The following is a 15,496-nucleotide window of genomic DNA, read 5'->3' as shown; positions in this document are numbered from 1 at the left end:
GCCTGTAGGGCAGACTCGGCAACTCCCATTAGAAGAGAGTGTCACGCACACGCAGCGGCCTGTACCCGGTCGGTCCGAGCGCGGCGAGTTCGGCGTCGATGTCGACCTCGATCGCGCCGAAGAAGTTGATGTTCTCGCTGTGCGCGGGGCTGATATGTGCCAGCACATCGTCATCTATCCGGCGCCCGGCCCGACGCATCTGGTCGAGCGCGAGCCCGTAATACTCTGTGGTCCACGCGATCACAGCGTTGGTGACCAGAGTCAGGCACCACGCTTGCTCGGTCTGGTCCTCAAGCTGGCGGGCACGGATCATGCCCTCGTGCGCATACAGCAGGTCCCGGCGCAGCGCGTGCAGGGACTCGCCCTTATTGAGCTGGCGGGAGATCTTGCGCCGATAGTCCGGATCCGACAGATACCGGGCGGCGTAGATGGTGCGCCGCACCGCGCCGTATTCCTTGAGCGCGGTGGCCAGGGTGTTCTGCCGCCCGGACGCGGACAGCTTGCCGACCAGCAGCGAGGCGGTGGCGTGCCCGAACTTCAGCGACCCGGCCAACCGGAGCAGGTCGTCCCAGTGCTCGGCGATCAGCTCGAGGTTGGCCCGCCGCGTCATCAGCGGCCCGGCGTGCGGGAACCGGGCCTCGGTCTCACGGCGCGAGCCGGGCCGGTACAGGGTGATCCGGCCCAGGTCCCGGATCCGGGGTGAGAGCTGCATCCCGAGCAGGTCGAACAGCCCGAAATTCACCAGGGTCACCCCGTGAGTGTCGGTGGCGTGTTCGGTGATCGGCAGATCCGAGGCGTTGCCGAGGATTTCGTCCAGCACGTAGTGCGCTTCGCGTTTCGTGGCGACGATGATCTTCGTGCCGTAGGTGGCGTGCTGATCGGTGACATGGGTGTAGGTCGACAGCACCCGGCCGCCGTGGATGATCATCTCCCGCGCGGTAGTCGACTTGCCGCGGACCGGGAAGCGTTGGCCGTCCGACGAGGACAGGGTGCCCGCGCCGAACACCGTGGTCAGTGGGAGCCGCTGGTGGTAGTCGATGATCGCGAGGTTCGCCGCGCGCAAGGTCTCTTCCCGCACATACCATTCCGACGTCCAGGCCAGGATGTCATAAGAGATGCCACACGCCTCCGCCATCCGGGTCAAACCCAGGTTCGTCGAATACGCCAGCAGCACCGCGATCAGGTTGCGTTTGAGCTCCGGAGTGCGGGTCTGCTTGCCCGAGGCGTGGGTGAAGCAGTCCAGGTAGCCGGTGCGTTTGTCCAGCTCGATCAGCAAAGACACGATCGGCGCGAACGGCAGCATCTCGGTCAGCTCCGCCTTCAGCGAAACCGCCTCCGTGGACACGTCTTCGGCGGTCAGCGGCGAGATCACCAGATCGCCGGTCTCGTCCACGCGCACCGGGCCATCCCCGCCCGACAGCACCGCCTCCAGCTCGCCGACCGCGGCGTGCAGCTCGTCGGTCACCGCGGCCAACCCCTGCCCGGGGTCGGCGGGTTTGCCGACCAGGCGGCAGAACTCGGCGCGCTGCGGTGCCCATTGGCCGGTGGTGAGCAGGTAGGCGGCCGGGTCGGCGTAGCGACGCGAACCCGGCACGTACACATCCCCGCTGCGTAAACCATCACGCAACCCGAGCAGCACGCACAGCTCCCAGTAATGCCGGTACGCGGTGACACTGCCGGACTTGCGGGCCTCGTCGAGATAGCCGCGCCACTTGGTCGGCACGAACCCGGCCGGTGCCTCGTCGAACACCTTGCGGCGGCCGGTCGCGTTCAACTCGCGCAACATATCGACGGCAACCAGCAGCTCGGTCGCCGCGGTGCCACCGGCGAACCGCACCGACGACAACACCGCCGGAGTGAACTGCCGCAGATAGTTGTAGGACGAATCCAGGGTGGCCAGATGCCCATGATCACGAGGCAACCGGGGTTTGGCCTGGGCGATCGCCGCCCGAAGACGGTCCCACCCGATCTTCTCGCCACGGATCAACCCGCCGACATCCTCATCGGCGATCTGCAGATCGCAGGCGATAGCCAGTAGCTCGTCCAGCAACGCTTGGCGGTCCTCACCGGATTTTCCACGCTCGGCCAATTCCCGCTGCGTGCGCCGCTCGGCCTGCCCGAACTTCGCCGAGATCGCCTGGTCGAACAGCGCTATCACTTCGTCGAGCACGTCGGTGGCCGATTGCGCCAGCACCGTCAGCAGGATCGGGTAGCGGCGCTGCGGGTCACGCCGCTCCAAGGCTTGAGGAGTCAACCGGCGGCCCATGGTGGCCAGGAACCGGCGCCGCTCGGCGGGCAGCACCGACATGTCCAGCCTGTCCGCGCCCAGTTCGCGCAGGAATCCCAGCTTGTCCACCTCGGCTTTCACCGCGCTCGCGGACGCCTCCACCGGGCCGGTCGAGAGCCACCGCAACCGCGATACCCCGAGTGAGGGATCGGTGACCAGCAACGCGTCCAGCTCCGCGCACCTCGCAGGGGTGAACTCGTGCGCGAGCCGGTCGTAGGTCTCGGTCTGGGCTTGGTGGCGGGCGTGCGCGACTCGTTCGACCACCGTGACCGAACCCGGTCGGATCACCCGTGCCGAGATCAGATATTCGCACGCCAGCCGGAACAGCAGCGTCGGGGAATCGTGTTCCATTGCCCGCGCCAGCAGGAACTCCTCCAGCTCCTTCGATTCCAATGGTCCAGCCGGCCGCCAGCCCAGATACTGGGCGGCCAACCGGACATGTTCGGTGCGGGTTTTGGCGCGCTTGCCGTACGAGCCGATCTGAGCCAGGTCCACCCGAAGCTGTTCGGCGAGCCGGGCTACCGCCACCGGCGGCGCCGTTGTCAGCCGGTCCGGCACGAACCCCAACCATGGCAGCGTGCACAGCGCGATCGACAGGCCCAGCCGGTCTGCCGGGCCCCGGCCACGGCCCGGATCCACGAACGCCAGATCCGCCGGAGTCAGCGTGAAATACCGGAACAGCTCCTCGCGGCTGATCTCCGGGAACCCCCGCAGACGCTCCAACTCCTCATCCGCGAACACCCGCGTCGCCACGAACCCGAACCTCCAGCACGCCGATCAATCCTCATCGGCAGCCAAGCCGAGCACCAACCACCCGCTCACGCAAAACCCGCTCCCTACCAGGGCGATACACAATATCCGCCCAAAATTCGGCCAATGCTACGGCGACCCCATCACCCGCTGGTGCCACGAGCGCGGCGTCCACGTAGAGGCCGAACTCGGCGAAGTCGGCGGCAAAGAGGGCGCCCACGCCTGCGGCGTCCGCACCGATCCCGACGAGGCGGTCGAATTCGTCACGGCCACCGGCGTCGACGCCCTGGCGGTAGCCGTCGGATCCTCCCACGCCATGCACAGCCGCACGGCGCGACTCGACACCGACCTGATCGCCCGCCTGGCCGCGAAAGTCCCGGTCCCCCTGGTCCTGCACGGTTCATCCGGCGTCCCCGACGAAGGCCTGCGCGCCGCCGTCGACCACGGCATGACGAAAATCAACATCGCCACCCGCCTCAACGTCCGGATGACCGCCGCCATCCGCACCACCCTCACCGCCGACCCCACCCTCGCCGACCCCCGCAAATACCTCGTCCCCGCCCGCTCCGCCATCCAGTCCGAAGTCGAACACTTCCTCCACCTCCTCACCTGACGAGCGGCACACCACAGTTGGCCTTCTCGCGTTTCACTTCGATCATGGATCGCCCGCGGGGCTGGGGATCTTGCCTGTGACCGAAGTCGGTTCCGCTCCGAAGGAGGAGGTGCGGCCGACGGCGCGTGCGAGGGGTCGGCGCCGCCGGCCGGCGAGGTGGTGGAACAGGGCAGTTGTCCACCGATAGAGCTGTCGGGCCGATCGCGTCGCACCGACAGGGTTACTCTCGCGCGCCCAGCTGGGTGTTCGTTTCTACCGAGCTGAGAGTCAGCTGGGAACCGCAGTGGCGTGGGCCGGTCGAATCAGGTCGGGAGCGGATGGCGTAGGTGAAGCTCGACCAGTCGGCCCGGTCGAACATGTCGGACAAATCCGTCGGGCACCGACCGCGCCTTGATACTCGCTGGCCCGGACGAGACCTTGCTCACCGTCGAATTTCACCCCTACGCGAGCTGCCGCGTCACGGGGGGTGCGTTGATCTGAACCAGCTGTTCTCGGGACATCGCGCAACCCATGTCTTCCAGGACTACTCAGCCGCCCGGATCGCCATGGTGAACGCGGACCACTGTGTCGGCGTGAACGCGAGAACTGGTCGGACTTCCGGCGGCCCCGGAAACTTGCTGTCTCGGACGAGGACTCGCTCACCGTCGAAGCAAACCTCGACGCATGCCTGACTGTCGCTGGAATAGGACGACTTGAACCAGCCCTCCATAGGAAAATTCGGGCTATCCACATCCTCGAGTTTACAAGCTGTCGGCTCTTGTCTCGATCAACGCGAGCGAATCGGCACGGGACATGGCGTGATCGGCAAGCGCATTGTCGAACATGGTGCTGAGGTACCGTACCGGCTCGGTGTCCTCGATCAACCCGAGATGCACAAGAGTTTCGCTCCAGGCGATGTCCGGTAGGAGTGCGCTCTCGAAGCCGAGCACGTGAAACGTGGCTCCTCCGAGCAGAATCCCGCCTGGTGCGGCGAACGGTATGACCCTGATGTCCAGGGTGTCAGGACACTGCTCGATCAACGATGCGAGATGGTGCAGCTGCCGTCGCAGCACGTCGGCACCGCCGGTGCGCTGGGTAAGCGTGGCTTCACCCACCACCGCCACCAGGTGCAGCGGATCTGGTCCGGTCAATCTTTCCTGGCGGCGCATACGCACCTCGACCAACCGGTCGATCTCCACTCTCCGAACACGAGCGTGGTCGTTGGTGAATAGTGCCTGCGCGTAGTCGCGCGTTTGCAGCAAGCCAGGGACCAGCACACTTTCGTAAGTGCGGATGCGCTGTGCGCCGTACTCCAACCCGTACAGACGTGTCACCTCATCCGACAACAGCCCCGCATACTCCGACCACCACCCGCGCTGCTTCGCAATGTCCCGCAACCGCAGCATCTCCGCGCGCTCGGCGGGGTCGAATTCGAGCAACTTCATCAGCTTCTTCAGTTTGTCCTCGGCCAGGACGCGTTCCTTCTCCACCTTCGACCAATACGACAGCGTGAAGCCGAGTTCCTTCGCGACCACCGAGGCGCTGACATCGAACTCGTTGCGACGGCGTCGAATACGCCGCATGAGCTCCCAGCGCGCGACCGTAGGCGAGAGTGGTGCCATCGTCCGATCGTGTCCTTCCAGCTCCGGCAATCGTGGAGACGACCGTACCCGCATCCATGCTCAAAGAGATTTGTCAATAGATAGGTCAACTTGACCTATCGATGTTCCCCGGCCTACTCTTTTCGTGTTTCGCATCGCAGGCGGGGGCTTTCCGGGGCCCGTATGGCGGGAACGAGGGGGGTTCTGATGTCTGTGCACGTCATCGACCGGGCGTGGATCGTCAGTGATCGCACGCCGCACCAGGCGCGTCGGGTCAGTGAGGATGCGTGGGTGGTGTCGTATCTGCGCGGTCGGATGCTGACGACCGAGCAGGCTACGGCGGCGATCCAAGCGGCGGAAACGGTTTCGCTGATGGAGGAGCTGGCGAGCCGGATGGGACTGACGGCGCTGGAAGCCCTCGGCCTGGTCGTTATCGAAACGCCTTGGGATACCGGGCCGCCGCGACGTCGGCCACGGTTGCCGCGTCCATCCGGGCGGCATCGCCGCTGATTTTCACATCTCGCATACCGCAACACCATTCGATCCAGGGGGTTATCGCAGTGGAACCGCTGCCGACCAAAGAACTCGTTTTACGCGCCTGCCGTGTCGTGCCCCGAGGCGACCATCCGATCCTCGAGTCCGCACACCTACTCGCCGGATTGCACCGGCAACGGCTGCTTACCGAACTGGGCGAGGCGAACGACATCGATCAGCACCGCGCCCGACTCGTTCTCGCCGTCGACCGTTGGGTCGCCACTGAGGTGCCGCCCCCACACGGCGGCGCCCACATGCACACCGAAACCGTCGGCATGGTGATCGACCGCCTCGCCCAGTTCTCCGCGTGCGCCGACGAAGTCCTGCCCCTCGCACCGGAATGGGCCGTCCACGACTCCTGGGAGCGCCTCGCCGAGCTCGCGCTCGGCTATGAAGACCTCGCCTACGAGGTCTCGGTGGGCCTGCGCCGCCTCCCGTACCTCAGCGGCCCGCGCGACCAACGATGAACCGCGACGGAAACCTGCCGAGAGCCTCGCCGCTGACAGCTCGGGAAGTCTCCGCCCGAGCTAATCCTCCGATGGGTCCGGCCAGGCGTGGGTTTCCAGCCGAGTGCGCACGCGGGTCACATCCGCCTCCGAAGGCATGTCGTTGGTCAGCTTGGTGATCATCACCTGGATGTCGGTCTTGTCGATGGGCAGTTCGCCGGAGCCGGTCAGCTCGGCCGCGATCTGAGCCACCTCCTCATCGGAGAGTCGGCGGCGCAGTAGAGCGAGCAGCGGGATGTAGTCGGATTCCGGGACACCGTCCGGATATCCGGCCCGCAGCCAGTCGATGATGGCGTTCAGGAAAGGTGGCATCGGCGAACGCTTTTCGTTCAGTCGGAATCGGCAGGGGGGTCGGCCAGTGGCCAGCCGCCCGCCGCCAGATGAGAGGCGACGCGGGCGATGTCGCGGTCGTCGGGTTGCTCCTTCGCGACCCGGGCGATCGCTTCCTCGATCTCGGCGTGGGTGATCTCGCGGTCCGGGTTCGAGGCCGCCAACTCTTCGGCAATCGCGACCACCTCGTAGTCGGTGAGGTGGCGGTGCAGCACCGCGAACAGGGCGACATAGTCCGAACGAGGGACTCCCTGTGGATAGCCGGCGCGCAGCCAGCCCACGATCTTGCCGAGCAGGTGCGGCCGTAGCTGTGCTGGTTTCGCTTGATCGGTCACTCTGACGCCCCTCATGCCCGTTCGAACAGATGAATGCCGAACCTTGCCGCGATGAAAGCTTTTGCGGTGTAGAGGATTCCGGTGAGGATTGCCACCACGACCAACACGAGACACACCATCGCGACCGCGAGGGCCGGGTAGTTGCGCCGCACCGCGCCGCCCTCCTCGACGATTTCCGACGCCGACCAGAACCGCACTCCGATCGCGAAGATCATCGGCAGCCCCGCCCCGAGTAGCAGTCCGGCCGAAACCACCTTCCACAGCGAGTTCAGATTCGTGACGAGAGTGTGCACGCACGGACCTCCTAGACCTGTGCCGAATGGGACGTCGAGCCGAATTCCTTCGCCTGCCCGCCGCCTGCCGAATCGTGGATAACTCCCGGCCCATCGGTGGCTGCGCCCGGCGAATCGCCCGGCCACTCGTTGACGTTGCCGGTGTGCACCGGATTCCGCCGGGACCGCAGATACATCACCGTCGATAAGGCGATCAGAATGCCGAAGACCACGAGCACGCCGGCCAGCCCGCCGACGAAGTGCGCGACGGCCCAGCAGATCGCACCGGCCACACCGGCCAGCGGCAGCGTCAGCAGCCATGCGACCACCATCCGCCCCATCACACCCCACCGCACCTCGGCGCCCTTACCGAGCCCGGTACCCAGGATCGAGCCGGTCGCGGTCTGCGTGGTGGACAGTGGCAGCCCGAAGTGGGCGGAGGTGAGAATGATGGCAGCGGACGCGGATTCGGCAGCGAGCCCCTGCGGCGAGTCGATCTCGACGAGCCCCTTGCCCAGCGTCCGGATGATCCGCCAGCCGCCGAGATACGTGCCCGCCGCGATAGCGACGGCGCAGGCGGCCATCACCCACAGCGGCAGCTCGTCGTTCTTGGTGAGCGTCCCATGCGCGACGAGGGCGAGGAATATCACGCCCATCGTCTTCTGCGCGTCGTTGGTGCCGTGCGCCAGCGATACCAGCGCGGCGGAGCCGATCTGGCCCCAACGGAAGCCTTCGGTGACTTTGTCCTCGGCGGAGGACCTGGTGATCCGGTAGACCAGCCAGGTGCCGATTGCCGAGACCAGCGCGGCGACGACCGGAGCGAGCACCGCAGGAAGAATGATCTTGGTGACCACCCCGTCCGAACCGGACGCCCAGATCACGCCGCTCCAGCCCAGCGAGGCGAGCGTCGCGCCGATCAGACCGCCGAACAGGGCGTGGGACGAACTCGACGGCAGGCCGAACAGCCAGGTGAGCAGATTCCACAAGATACCGCCGACCAGACCGGCGAACACGATGATGAGCAGCTCGTGACCCGACACGGCATCCAGACGCACGATGCCCTTGGCCACCGTGGCGGCGACGGCGACCGACAGGAAGGCGCCGAAAAGGTTCAGCACCGCCGACAGCGCGACCGCGACGCGAGGCTTGAGCGCACCGGTGGCAATCGACGTCGCCATGGCGTTGGCGGTGTCATGGAAGCCGTTGGTGAAATCGAATGCGAGTGCCGTCACGACGACGATCAGGAGAACCAGTAATTCGACGGTCACGCCTCCAGTGTGCGGCACCCGCCGATCTCATCGCCAAGTGGTTGCCGTTAGTCGAATGTCTGGGAGGCGATAGCGTGGATTGTGTCCCCGCTCAGCCGACCCGCGTGCATCCCGGTGTGACCGGACGACCTGCGAACCGGTCGTCTATCCACGCGTTCGCACCGGGGATCCCGCTGAGGCCGACGAGGAAGTGCTCCCCGAGATACACCTCGAAGTCCACCTCGGCCCCGCCACGGCACCAGTCCGCGTAGAGATTTTCGGCGCCTGCCAATGGCACCCACGGATCGTGCGTGGCGTGATAGAGAAACACCGGCACCTTCGGAGCGGTCGCGCCCATGCGATTGTCGGCCAGGATCTCCTTGATCATCGGCAGCTCGGTGGGCGCGGCGACGTTGGTGAGCGCCTGCACCGGAATCGGCGCGACGACACCGGCGAAACTTTCCGCCGACATACACATGTCCTTGCCGATCTGGGCCAAGCGCCAGCCATCGTCGTTCATCAGACCCAGCATTTCCGGATACTCCCGGGCGAGGCCGAGTGTCGCGGCAAGAAATACCCCGGAGGCGGCGTTGCGGCCGTCCATGCCGGCCAGCAGCATGCCGAAGTCGGCGGGCACGCCCCCGAATGCCGCGCCGACCAGATTCACCTCAGGTGCATACTCCGGCGCCAGCTGCGCAGCCCATCCGCTCGCGATCGCGCCGCCGGAGTAACCAGTGACCACGGTCGGTGTGTCGGGCGGCAACCCGAAGTCCGGCGTGCGGACCACGGCCCTGATCGCGTCGAGCACCGCGTGACCGGCCATCCGACCAGCCCCGTACGCCTGCCGCGGTCCCTGGTGGTCGGGGACGATCACGGCATATCCCTTGGACAGCGGAATCTGCGCGGCCCACAACTTGTTCTCCATCGCGGACTTGAGCTCGTAGGACGGCGCACATTTGTGCCCGAGCGAGTCGATCGCGGCGTTGAAGGACAGCAGCGGACGCGGCCCCGGGCCGGTCCACGGCGCGGTCGGCATCAGCAGCGTCGCTACCACCGGCGCCGGCCGGCCCTTGGCGTCGGTGGATCGGATCAGCAGTTCGGTCGAGATCAGCGGAAAGAAGGTCAGGCCCGTGCCGCTCGGGCGGGTCGCGAGAATCGTGCCCGGCGGCTTGTTCTCGAAGTCCGGCAGCGGCGTGTAGAACGGATCGCCCAGCGGCGTCGGCAGAACTCCGGGGTACTCACGCGAGGGCGCGAGGAATTGTTCGATCGGATTCGCGCGCGCGGACGTCCCGGCTGTACTCACCGCCAATGCGCCGACCAGCGCCAACACTGTTCCGACCTGACGCCCACGCAGCCGCCATCGCACCATCGCACCCACCTGCTGACCCCTGTCCCGAAGCAAGAAACCCTGCCGAACCATTGCGGTGTCGAGCATCCGCCACGCTGATGAGCCCATACTGACAGCGGCACCACCGCCATCGCAGCGTCACACGCCGACGGTGTCACATCACGGTCTGATCAAGGCAGGAGTGCGCGCACCGTGTCGATGGTGTCGGCCTCGACCGGATCCTTGTCCGGTCGATAGCGCACCACCCGGGCGAAGCGCAGGGCGACGCCGCCGGGGTAGCGCGGGCTGACCTGGACACCGTCCAGGGCGATTTCGACCACGAGTTGGGGCCACAGGTACACGGTGGACCGGTCACGGGCCCGCTCATGCCGTGGGAATTCGGCTGTCTGCCAGTGCAGTAGCGCGTCGGTCAGCCCCTTGAATGTCTTGCCGACCATCACCGGATCGCCGGTTTCCGGATCGCGCGCGCCGAGGTGCAGATTCGACAGGTAGCCGGTGCGGCGACCGTAGCCCCACTCCGCGCCGAGCACGATCAGGTCGAGGGTGTGCGTCGGCTTGATCTTCTGCCAGGCCCGCCCGCGCCTTCCCGCCGCGTACGGTGCGGTCAACGACTTGATCATGACGCCCTCGTGGCCGGCCGCGAGCACACCGTCGAAGTATTCGGCGGCCGCTTCGGCGTCGGGCCGGATCAGCGCGGGAATGCTGTACGCCCCGGCCACCTTCATGAGCGCGGCGCGCCGTTCGGACAGCGGAGCATCGAGCAGGTCCCTGCCGTCCAGGTGCAGACAGTCGAAGAAGTAGGGGTGCAGCAGCAACTCCCGCGTGGAACTCACCTCGGCGAAGCGGCTCATGGTCTCCTGGAATGGACGCGGCCGCCCGGAGTCGGTGAGCGCGAGCGTCTCCCCGTCCAGCACGACGCTGGCGCAGGCAAGTCCGGCGACCAGTTCCACCAGCTCCGGCACCCCCGCGGTGATGTCACGCAGCGTCCTGGTGAACACCCGAACCTGATCACCCTCCCGGTGCACCTGGATGCGGGCACCGTCCATTTTGTGCTCGACACTGACCTCGCCGTCGAATTCGGCCAGCGCCTCATCGAGCGTCGCGCCCGGCGAGGCGAGCATCGGCTGGATCGGACGGCCGACCTCCAGACGGAACTCGGCCAGCATCTCGGCTCCGCCGGTGAGCGCGGCCGCGGCGGTGACCGGCAACTGACCGGAAAGCATGTACGCTCTGCGCACCAATTCCGGCGGCACGTCCGCGGCCGCGGCCACCGCCTCGCCGACGACCGCCGTGAGCGCGCCCTGCCGCAACTCGCCGGCCAGCAGTCGCAGGAGAAAGTTTTGTTCGCCGCGGGTCGCGGCGGACCACAGCGCCGCGAGTTGTTCCTTGCGCCGGGCCGTCGAGCCGGGGCCCGCGGTTTCGGCCAGATCGCTCAGCGCGGAGTTCACCGCCGAAACCGTCAGCGTCGCGACGATTGCCGGTGCGCCGTCCATCGCGGTGAGCGTGCGCCAGCCCGTCCCGATCCGGCCCTGCGGCAGTTCGCCGGACAGCCAGGCGACCACCGGCGCCAGCTCCTCCGGCGCGGCCGACGTCAGCAGCTGCGCCAACGTGGCGATCTTCGTCTTTCGTGACCTGGTCGCTCGAACGGTCTCCGAGGCCTGCACGACATCCGAGAACAACACCTCTCGACGGTAACCCGCGGGTGTGACACATCGCTCGGAACGACTGCTAATTTGCCCTTGGCAGGTATGCGAAAGCGCCCATAAACTGGACATATGGCCAAGACTTATGTCGGAACGCGGCTACGCCAGCTGCGGACCGAACGAGGGCTGAGCCAGGTCTCACTCGCCCAGAAGCTGGAGATCTCGGCGAGCTATCTCAACCAGATCGAACACGACGTGCGCCCGCTGACCGTGCCGGTGCTGCTGAAGATCAGCGAGATGTTCGGCGTCGACGCGACGTTCTTCTCCTCCCAGGACGACACCCGGCTCATCGCCGAACTCCAGGAGGTCGTGATGGACCAGGAGCTGGGCATCGAGGCCGACACCCAGGAGATCGCGGACATGATCTCGGCGCACCCGAGCATGGCCCGCGCGCTGGTCAATATGCACAACCGCTACCGCAACACCTCCGCCCAGCTTGCGGCCGCCACCGAGGACCGGTTCGCCGATGGCGCGGGCAGCGCGGCGATCAGCAAACCGCACGAGGAGGTGCGCGACTACTTCTACCAGCGGCAGAACTACATCCACGCCTTGGATACGGCGGCGGAGGACCTCACCGCGCGCATCCGATTCCACGGTGGTGACGTGAGCAGCGAGGTAGCCAGGATGCTGCGCGCACACGACGTGCGGATCATCGAGCGCATCGACCTCGGCGATGGCGTGCTGCACCGCTACGACCCGCAGACCCAGCACCTCGAGATCGCGCCGCACCTCTCCGGTGGACAGCGCACCTTCAAGTTGGCCGCCGAGCTGGCCTACTTCGAGTGCGGGGAGCTGCTCGACAAGCTGGTCGAGGAGGGCAATTTCGCGTCCGAGGACGCCCGCAAGCTGGCCATGCTCGGCCTCGCCAACTACTTTGCCGCGGCAATGGTGCTGCCGTACACCCATTTTCACGAGGTTGCCGAAGATTTCCGCTACGACATCGAGCGGCTGTCGGCGTTCTTCACTCAGAGCTACGAGACCATCTGCCACCGTCTGTCCACGCTGCAACGACCGACACTGCGCGGTGTCCCGTTCTCCTTCGTCCGGGTAGACCGGGCGGGTAATATGTCGAAGCGCCAGTCCGCCACCGGCTTCCACTTTTCCGCCAGCGGCGGCACCTGCCCCCTGTGGAACGTCTACGAGACCTTCGCCTATCCCGGCAAGATCATGACGCAGATCGCCCAAATGCCCGACGGCCGCAAATACCTGTGGGTGGCCCGCACGGTGGAGCGCCGCGCCACCCGCTACGGGCAGCCGAGCAAGACCTTCGCGATCGGCCTCGGTTGCGAACTACGACACGCAGGCCGCGTGATCTACGCCGACGGCATCGATCTGGACGAAGCCCAAGCCACTCCGATCGGCGCGGGCTGCCGCGTGTGTGAACGTGCCAACTGCCCCCAACGCGCCTTCCCACCACTCGGCAAGGTCCTCGACATCAGCGAACACCGCAGCTCGGTCTCCCCGTACGTGCTGAAGTAGTCGCGGTTGCGTTCGGGAGTCGTCACGGTTGCGTTCGGGTTCTCTGTCGGCGAGCATCGCGGCCAGCAGATTCCCGGCCGCATTGTGGTCCCGGCCATTTCGAGGAGCGAACGATCAATCCCCCTTCACCTCCCGACGCGACCACACCGGCCCTACTCTCGCTTTCGAGCGCAGCGAGACCGAGCATTGCCCGGTCGCGGCCCGGCTCGTGTCCGAGCGGCCGGCGCGTCCGCGACGAAGTCGCCAGCGTCGGTCGCTCGGGCGCGAGCCATGAGGGGGCCGCGAACACGCGGCGCCGCAGGCGCTGCCGATCAAACACAGCGCTGCCGATCAAACACAGCCGATCAAACACGGCGGCCGACCAGGGTCAGGCCGAGCGCGGCGATCAGGAGCAGGGAAAGGGTCCAGGCAAGAACCGAAAAGCCTTGCGGTGCAGCGACCGCGGCGACCAGCGGGCCCACGGTGGCACCCACGTAAAAGCTGAACATGGCGACCGACATGGCGGCGGCGCGCGACTCGCCACCCAATTCGCCCGCGCTCTGCAGCACCGCGGGGGCGATGACCCCGAGGCCACCGACCAGGATCGCGAGTAGCACGGTAAGCACCGCGAGGTGCGTCCCCTCGAACGCGGCCGCCACCATCGCCGAGGCCGCGATCAGGACGCCGAGCACGATCTGGGCGTGCTTCGACAGCCGGGCCAGCGGGACGGCCAGCAGCGGCAGTGCCATCATCACCGGGAGCGCTCCAGCACGCAGGGCGAGCAGCTCACCCGATCCCTCGACGATGCCGGTGAGTTCCAAGCCGGTGTAGATCCCGACCATCACCGCCATGCTCATCGCACCGGCTACGAGCATCGGCAGCAGCGGCTTGATGCGCAGCACCGCGGGGATCGCGGCATAGCTGTGCCGCAGCGGAAGATCCCGCCCAGTTGGCACGTCGCCGAGCATCACGCTGCGCAACACCAGCGCGAGCACAGCGAAACCGACAGCGCCACCGATGAAGACGGCGTGCCAGGGGAACGAACCGACTACCGCCTGCGAGACGATCTGCGCGACCACCGTCGCCGCGAGGAACGATGTCGCCACCGACATGGTGACCACCGCGCGATGCGCGGGTGCGATGCGGGTGGCCACGTAGGCCATGATCGCGGGCGGAATCGAGCCGACGACCAGCCCCTGTATCACTCGTAGGCCGACGGCCAGCGGCGCACTGAACGCCAGTCCGGTCAATAGAGTGACCACCGAGGCGGCCAGCATGCCGGTGACCAGTACCCGGCGGTGGCCGTAGCGGTCGGACAACGGGCCGAACAACACGAAGCCGCCCGCGTAACCGAACGCGAACGCGCTGATGATCCAGGTCATCACGCCGGAGCCGACGCTCCAGTCGGCTTTCATGGCGTTGAAAAGAGGGATCGGGACATACATCTGGCCGGTGGCCAGCAGGGCGGACAGCACGAAGGCGGGCAGTGTGCGCCCGGTGTGGGCGCGCGGCGACGCGTTGCGGTGACGCGTGACGGCCGGGGTGTCGGCCGCAAGCCGATGAGTGGGCATAGCCATGTCATGACGGTAGGTCGATGGACTCATACTGTCAACCAAATAGTTGGTTTAATGAAATGGTAAAGTGTGGCCCATGACGGCCACGATGAGACGGAGCGACGCCACCAAGCAGGCCCTCCTGCGCGCCGCGCGCGACGAATTCGCGCAATACGGCCTGGCCGGTGCCCGGGTAGACCGCATCGCAGAGGCGGCGGGCGTGAACAAGGAACGCATCTACGGCTTATTCGGCAGCAAGGACAAGTTGTTCGACGTCATCCTCATCGAGACCATGCGCGAGTTTCTGGACGTGGTCAAACCGTTGGCCGACACCGAACCGGGCGCATACGTCGGCAAGCTGTTCGATTATCACCGGCACAACCCGCAGCTGCTGCGGCTGCTGCTTTGGGAAGCGCTGCACCGCGGCGCGGACGCGCATGATATCGATGGCTGGCGGGCCGAGCACTATGTGCGCAAATTCGACCGCGCCCAAGAGCAATTCGACGTGGACTCCAGCCGCGCGGGCCGCCTACTGCTCGCACTGTGCGGCCTGGCCAACTGGTCGCACGCGGTACCGCAGACCACCCGGCTCCTGCTCGGCGAGGCCGCCGCGGAGGACAAGGACGCGACCCGCGAGTTCATGATGGAATTCGCCAGGGCGGCGATGCGGCGCGACCCAGTCGTGGACGCCGACGAAGCGGCCGTCCCGGAAGTCGAATCGGTCAATGCCTTGACCACCGACGAGAGGTCCGATGTGGACCGGGCGGCACGCCGACTCCGCGACGCCCAAGCGGCCACCGAAGCCGCCCGCGACGACCTCGCCGCCGCCTTGCGCACCGCCCGCGCCGAGGGCGCGAGCGCCAACCAGCTGGCCAGACAGGTCTCCGGCACCCTCTCCCGCCCCGTCGTACTGAAACTCCTGTCCACCCCCAGCACCTGACCGCGCGTACCGGCAAACGCGAAAATGCGTCGCTACGGTC

Annotated in this window: 15 protein-coding genes; 5 read left to right on the top strand and 10 right to left on the bottom strand. The window is 66.7% G+C overall.

Annotation, left to right across the window (positions count from 1 at the left end; translation table 11 throughout):
• Positions 1 to 28 precede the first annotated feature (28 nt).
• Positions 29 to 3,040 carry a Tn3 family transposase gene (locus tag AB0H00_RS03085; RefSeq protein ID WP_357259850.1) on the bottom strand — a complete coding sequence of 1,004 codons (3,012 nt, stop codon included), beginning with the start codon at positions 3,038 to 3,040 and terminating at the stop codon, positions 29 to 31.
• Here AB0H00_RS03085 and AB0H00_RS03080 point away from each other — a divergent pair.
• On the top strand, positions 2,952 to 3,650 hold the full coding sequence (locus tag AB0H00_RS03080) for a class II fructose-bisphosphate aldolase (RefSeq protein WP_357259848.1): 699 nt from the start codon (positions 2,952 to 2,954) through the stop codon (positions 3,648 to 3,650). The genes AB0H00_RS03085 and AB0H00_RS03080 overlap by 89 nt on opposite strands.
• 523 nt (positions 3,651 to 4,173) lie before the next feature.
• Here the strand turns inward: AB0H00_RS03080 and AB0H00_RS03075 are convergent.
• Positions 4,174 to 4,359 (bottom strand): DUF397 domain-containing protein, encoded by a 186-nt coding sequence (locus AB0H00_RS03075; RefSeq protein WP_357260424.1) that lies wholly within the window; start codon positions 4,357 to 4,359, stop codon positions 4,174 to 4,176.
• A gap of 31 nt (positions 4,360 to 4,390) precedes the next feature.
• On the bottom strand, positions 4,391 to 5,251 hold the full coding sequence (locus AB0H00_RS03070; protein WP_357259846.1) for a DUF5753 domain-containing protein: 861 nt from the start codon (positions 5,249 to 5,251) through the stop codon (positions 4,391 to 4,393).
• 186 nt (positions 5,252 to 5,437) lie between these two features.
• On the opposite strand from AB0H00_RS03070, the gene AB0H00_RS03065 reads away from it, so the two are divergent.
• Both AB0H00_RS03065 and AB0H00_RS03060 read left to right on the top strand, forming a co-directional pair.
• Positions 5,438 to 5,740: a hypothetical protein gene (locus AB0H00_RS03065; RefSeq protein WP_357259843.1), complete on the top strand. Its 303-nt coding sequence runs from the start codon at positions 5,438 to 5,440 to the stop codon at positions 5,738 to 5,740.
• A gap of 50 nt (positions 5,741 to 5,790) precedes the next feature.
• A complete protein-coding gene (locus tag AB0H00_RS03060) occupies positions 5,791 to 6,231 on the top strand; it encodes a DUF4254 domain-containing protein (protein WP_357259840.1) in 441 nt (146 codons plus the stop codon).
• Positions 6,232 to 6,291: 60 nt separating this feature from the next.
• Here the strand turns inward: AB0H00_RS03060 and AB0H00_RS03055 are convergent, their stop codons facing one another.
• From AB0H00_RS03055 to AB0H00_RS03030, 6 genes are all read right to left on the bottom strand, one after another.
• Positions 6,292 to 6,582 (bottom strand): DUF3349 domain-containing protein, encoded by a 291-nt coding sequence (locus tag AB0H00_RS03055; RefSeq protein WP_357259837.1) that lies wholly within the window; start codon positions 6,580 to 6,582, stop codon positions 6,292 to 6,294.
• 17 nt (positions 6,583 to 6,599) lie between these two features.
• Entirely contained in the window at positions 6,600 to 6,935 is a 336-nt protein-coding gene (locus tag AB0H00_RS03050; protein WP_357259834.1) for a DUF3349 domain-containing protein, read from the bottom strand.
• Positions 6,936 to 6,946: 11 nt separating this feature from the next.
• The gene (locus AB0H00_RS03045) at positions 6,947 to 7,228 is read right to left on the bottom strand and encodes a hypothetical protein (RefSeq protein WP_357259831.1); all 282 of its coding nucleotides are present in this window, start codon (positions 7,226 to 7,228) and stop codon (positions 6,947 to 6,949) included.
• Between the two features lie 11 nt (positions 7,229 to 7,239).
• Entirely contained in the window at positions 7,240 to 8,475 is a 1,236-nt protein-coding gene (locus AB0H00_RS03040; protein WP_357259828.1) for an inorganic phosphate transporter, read from the bottom strand.
• Between the two features lie 91 nt (positions 8,476 to 8,566).
• Positions 8,567 to 9,823, bottom strand: coding sequence for a lipase family protein (locus AB0H00_RS03035; protein WP_357259825.1), 1,257 nt, complete (start codon positions 9,821 to 9,823; stop codon positions 8,567 to 8,569).
• Between the two features lie 149 nt (positions 9,824 to 9,972).
• A complete protein-coding gene (locus tag AB0H00_RS03030; protein WP_357259822.1) occupies positions 9,973 to 11,484 on the bottom strand; it encodes an ATP-dependent DNA ligase in 1,512 nt (503 codons plus the stop codon).
• Positions 11,485 to 11,577: 93 nt separating this feature from the next.
• Between AB0H00_RS03030 and ramB the strand changes: the two genes are divergently transcribed.
• A complete protein-coding gene (ramB, locus tag AB0H00_RS03025; protein ID WP_357259819.1) occupies positions 11,578 to 12,984 on the top strand; it encodes an acetate metabolism transcriptional regulator RamB in 1,407 nt (468 codons plus the stop codon).
• Between the two features lie 344 nt (positions 12,985 to 13,328).
• Here ramB and AB0H00_RS03020 read toward each other — a convergent pair whose 3' ends face one another.
• A complete protein-coding gene (locus AB0H00_RS03020) occupies positions 13,329 to 14,540 on the bottom strand; it encodes an MFS transporter (protein ID WP_357259816.1) in 1,212 nt (403 codons plus the stop codon).
• 73 nt (positions 14,541 to 14,613) lie between these two features.
• On the opposite strand from AB0H00_RS03020, the gene AB0H00_RS03015 reads away from it, so the two are divergent.
• The gene (locus tag AB0H00_RS03015; RefSeq protein ID WP_357259813.1) at positions 14,614 to 15,456 is read left to right on the top strand and encodes a TetR family transcriptional regulator; all 843 of its coding nucleotides are present in this window, start codon (positions 14,614 to 14,616) and stop codon (positions 15,454 to 15,456) included.
• The last annotated feature ends 40 nt before the right edge of the window (positions 15,457 to 15,496 follow it).

It is taken from the genome of Nocardia sp. NPDC023852 (assembly GCF_040639505.1).
Lineage (GTDB): Bacteria > Actinomycetota > Actinomycetes > Mycobacteriales > Mycobacteriaceae > Nocardia.
The sequence above is the reverse complement of the archived record's forward strand: the minus strand, read 5'-3'. Positions and strand labels throughout refer to the sequence as shown.

Excerpts from the sequence above, each read along its gene's own strand:
- AB0H00_RS03070 (WP_357259846.1), bottom strand. The coding sequence starts at position 5,251 with ATGGCACCACTCTCGCCTACGGTCGCGCGCTGGGAGCTCATGCGGCGT.
- AB0H00_RS03075 (WP_357260424.1), bottom strand. The coding sequence starts at position 4,359 with ATGGAGGGCTGGTTCAAGTCGTCCTATTCCAGCGACAGTCAGGCATGC.
- AB0H00_RS03015 (WP_357259813.1), top strand. The coding sequence starts at position 14,614 with ATGACGGCCACGATGAGACGGAGCGACGCCACCAAGCAGGCCCTCCTG.
- AB0H00_RS03035 (WP_357259825.1), bottom strand. The coding sequence starts at position 9,823 with ATGGTGCGATGGCGGCTGCGTGGGCGTCAGGTCGGAACAGTGTTGGCG.
- AB0H00_RS03055 (WP_357259837.1), bottom strand. The coding sequence starts at position 6,582 with ATGCCACCTTTCCTGAACGCCATCATCGACTGGCTGCGGGCCGGATAT.
- ramB (WP_357259819.1), top strand. The coding sequence starts at position 11,578 with ATGGCCAAGACTTATGTCGGAACGCGGCTACGCCAGCTGCGGACCGAA.
- AB0H00_RS03065 (WP_357259843.1), top strand. The coding sequence starts at position 5,438 with ATGTCTGTGCACGTCATCGACCGGGCGTGGATCGTCAGTGATCGCACG.
- AB0H00_RS03020 (WP_357259816.1), bottom strand. The coding sequence starts at position 14,540 with ATGGCTATGCCCACTCATCGGCTTGCGGCCGACACCCCGGCCGTCACG.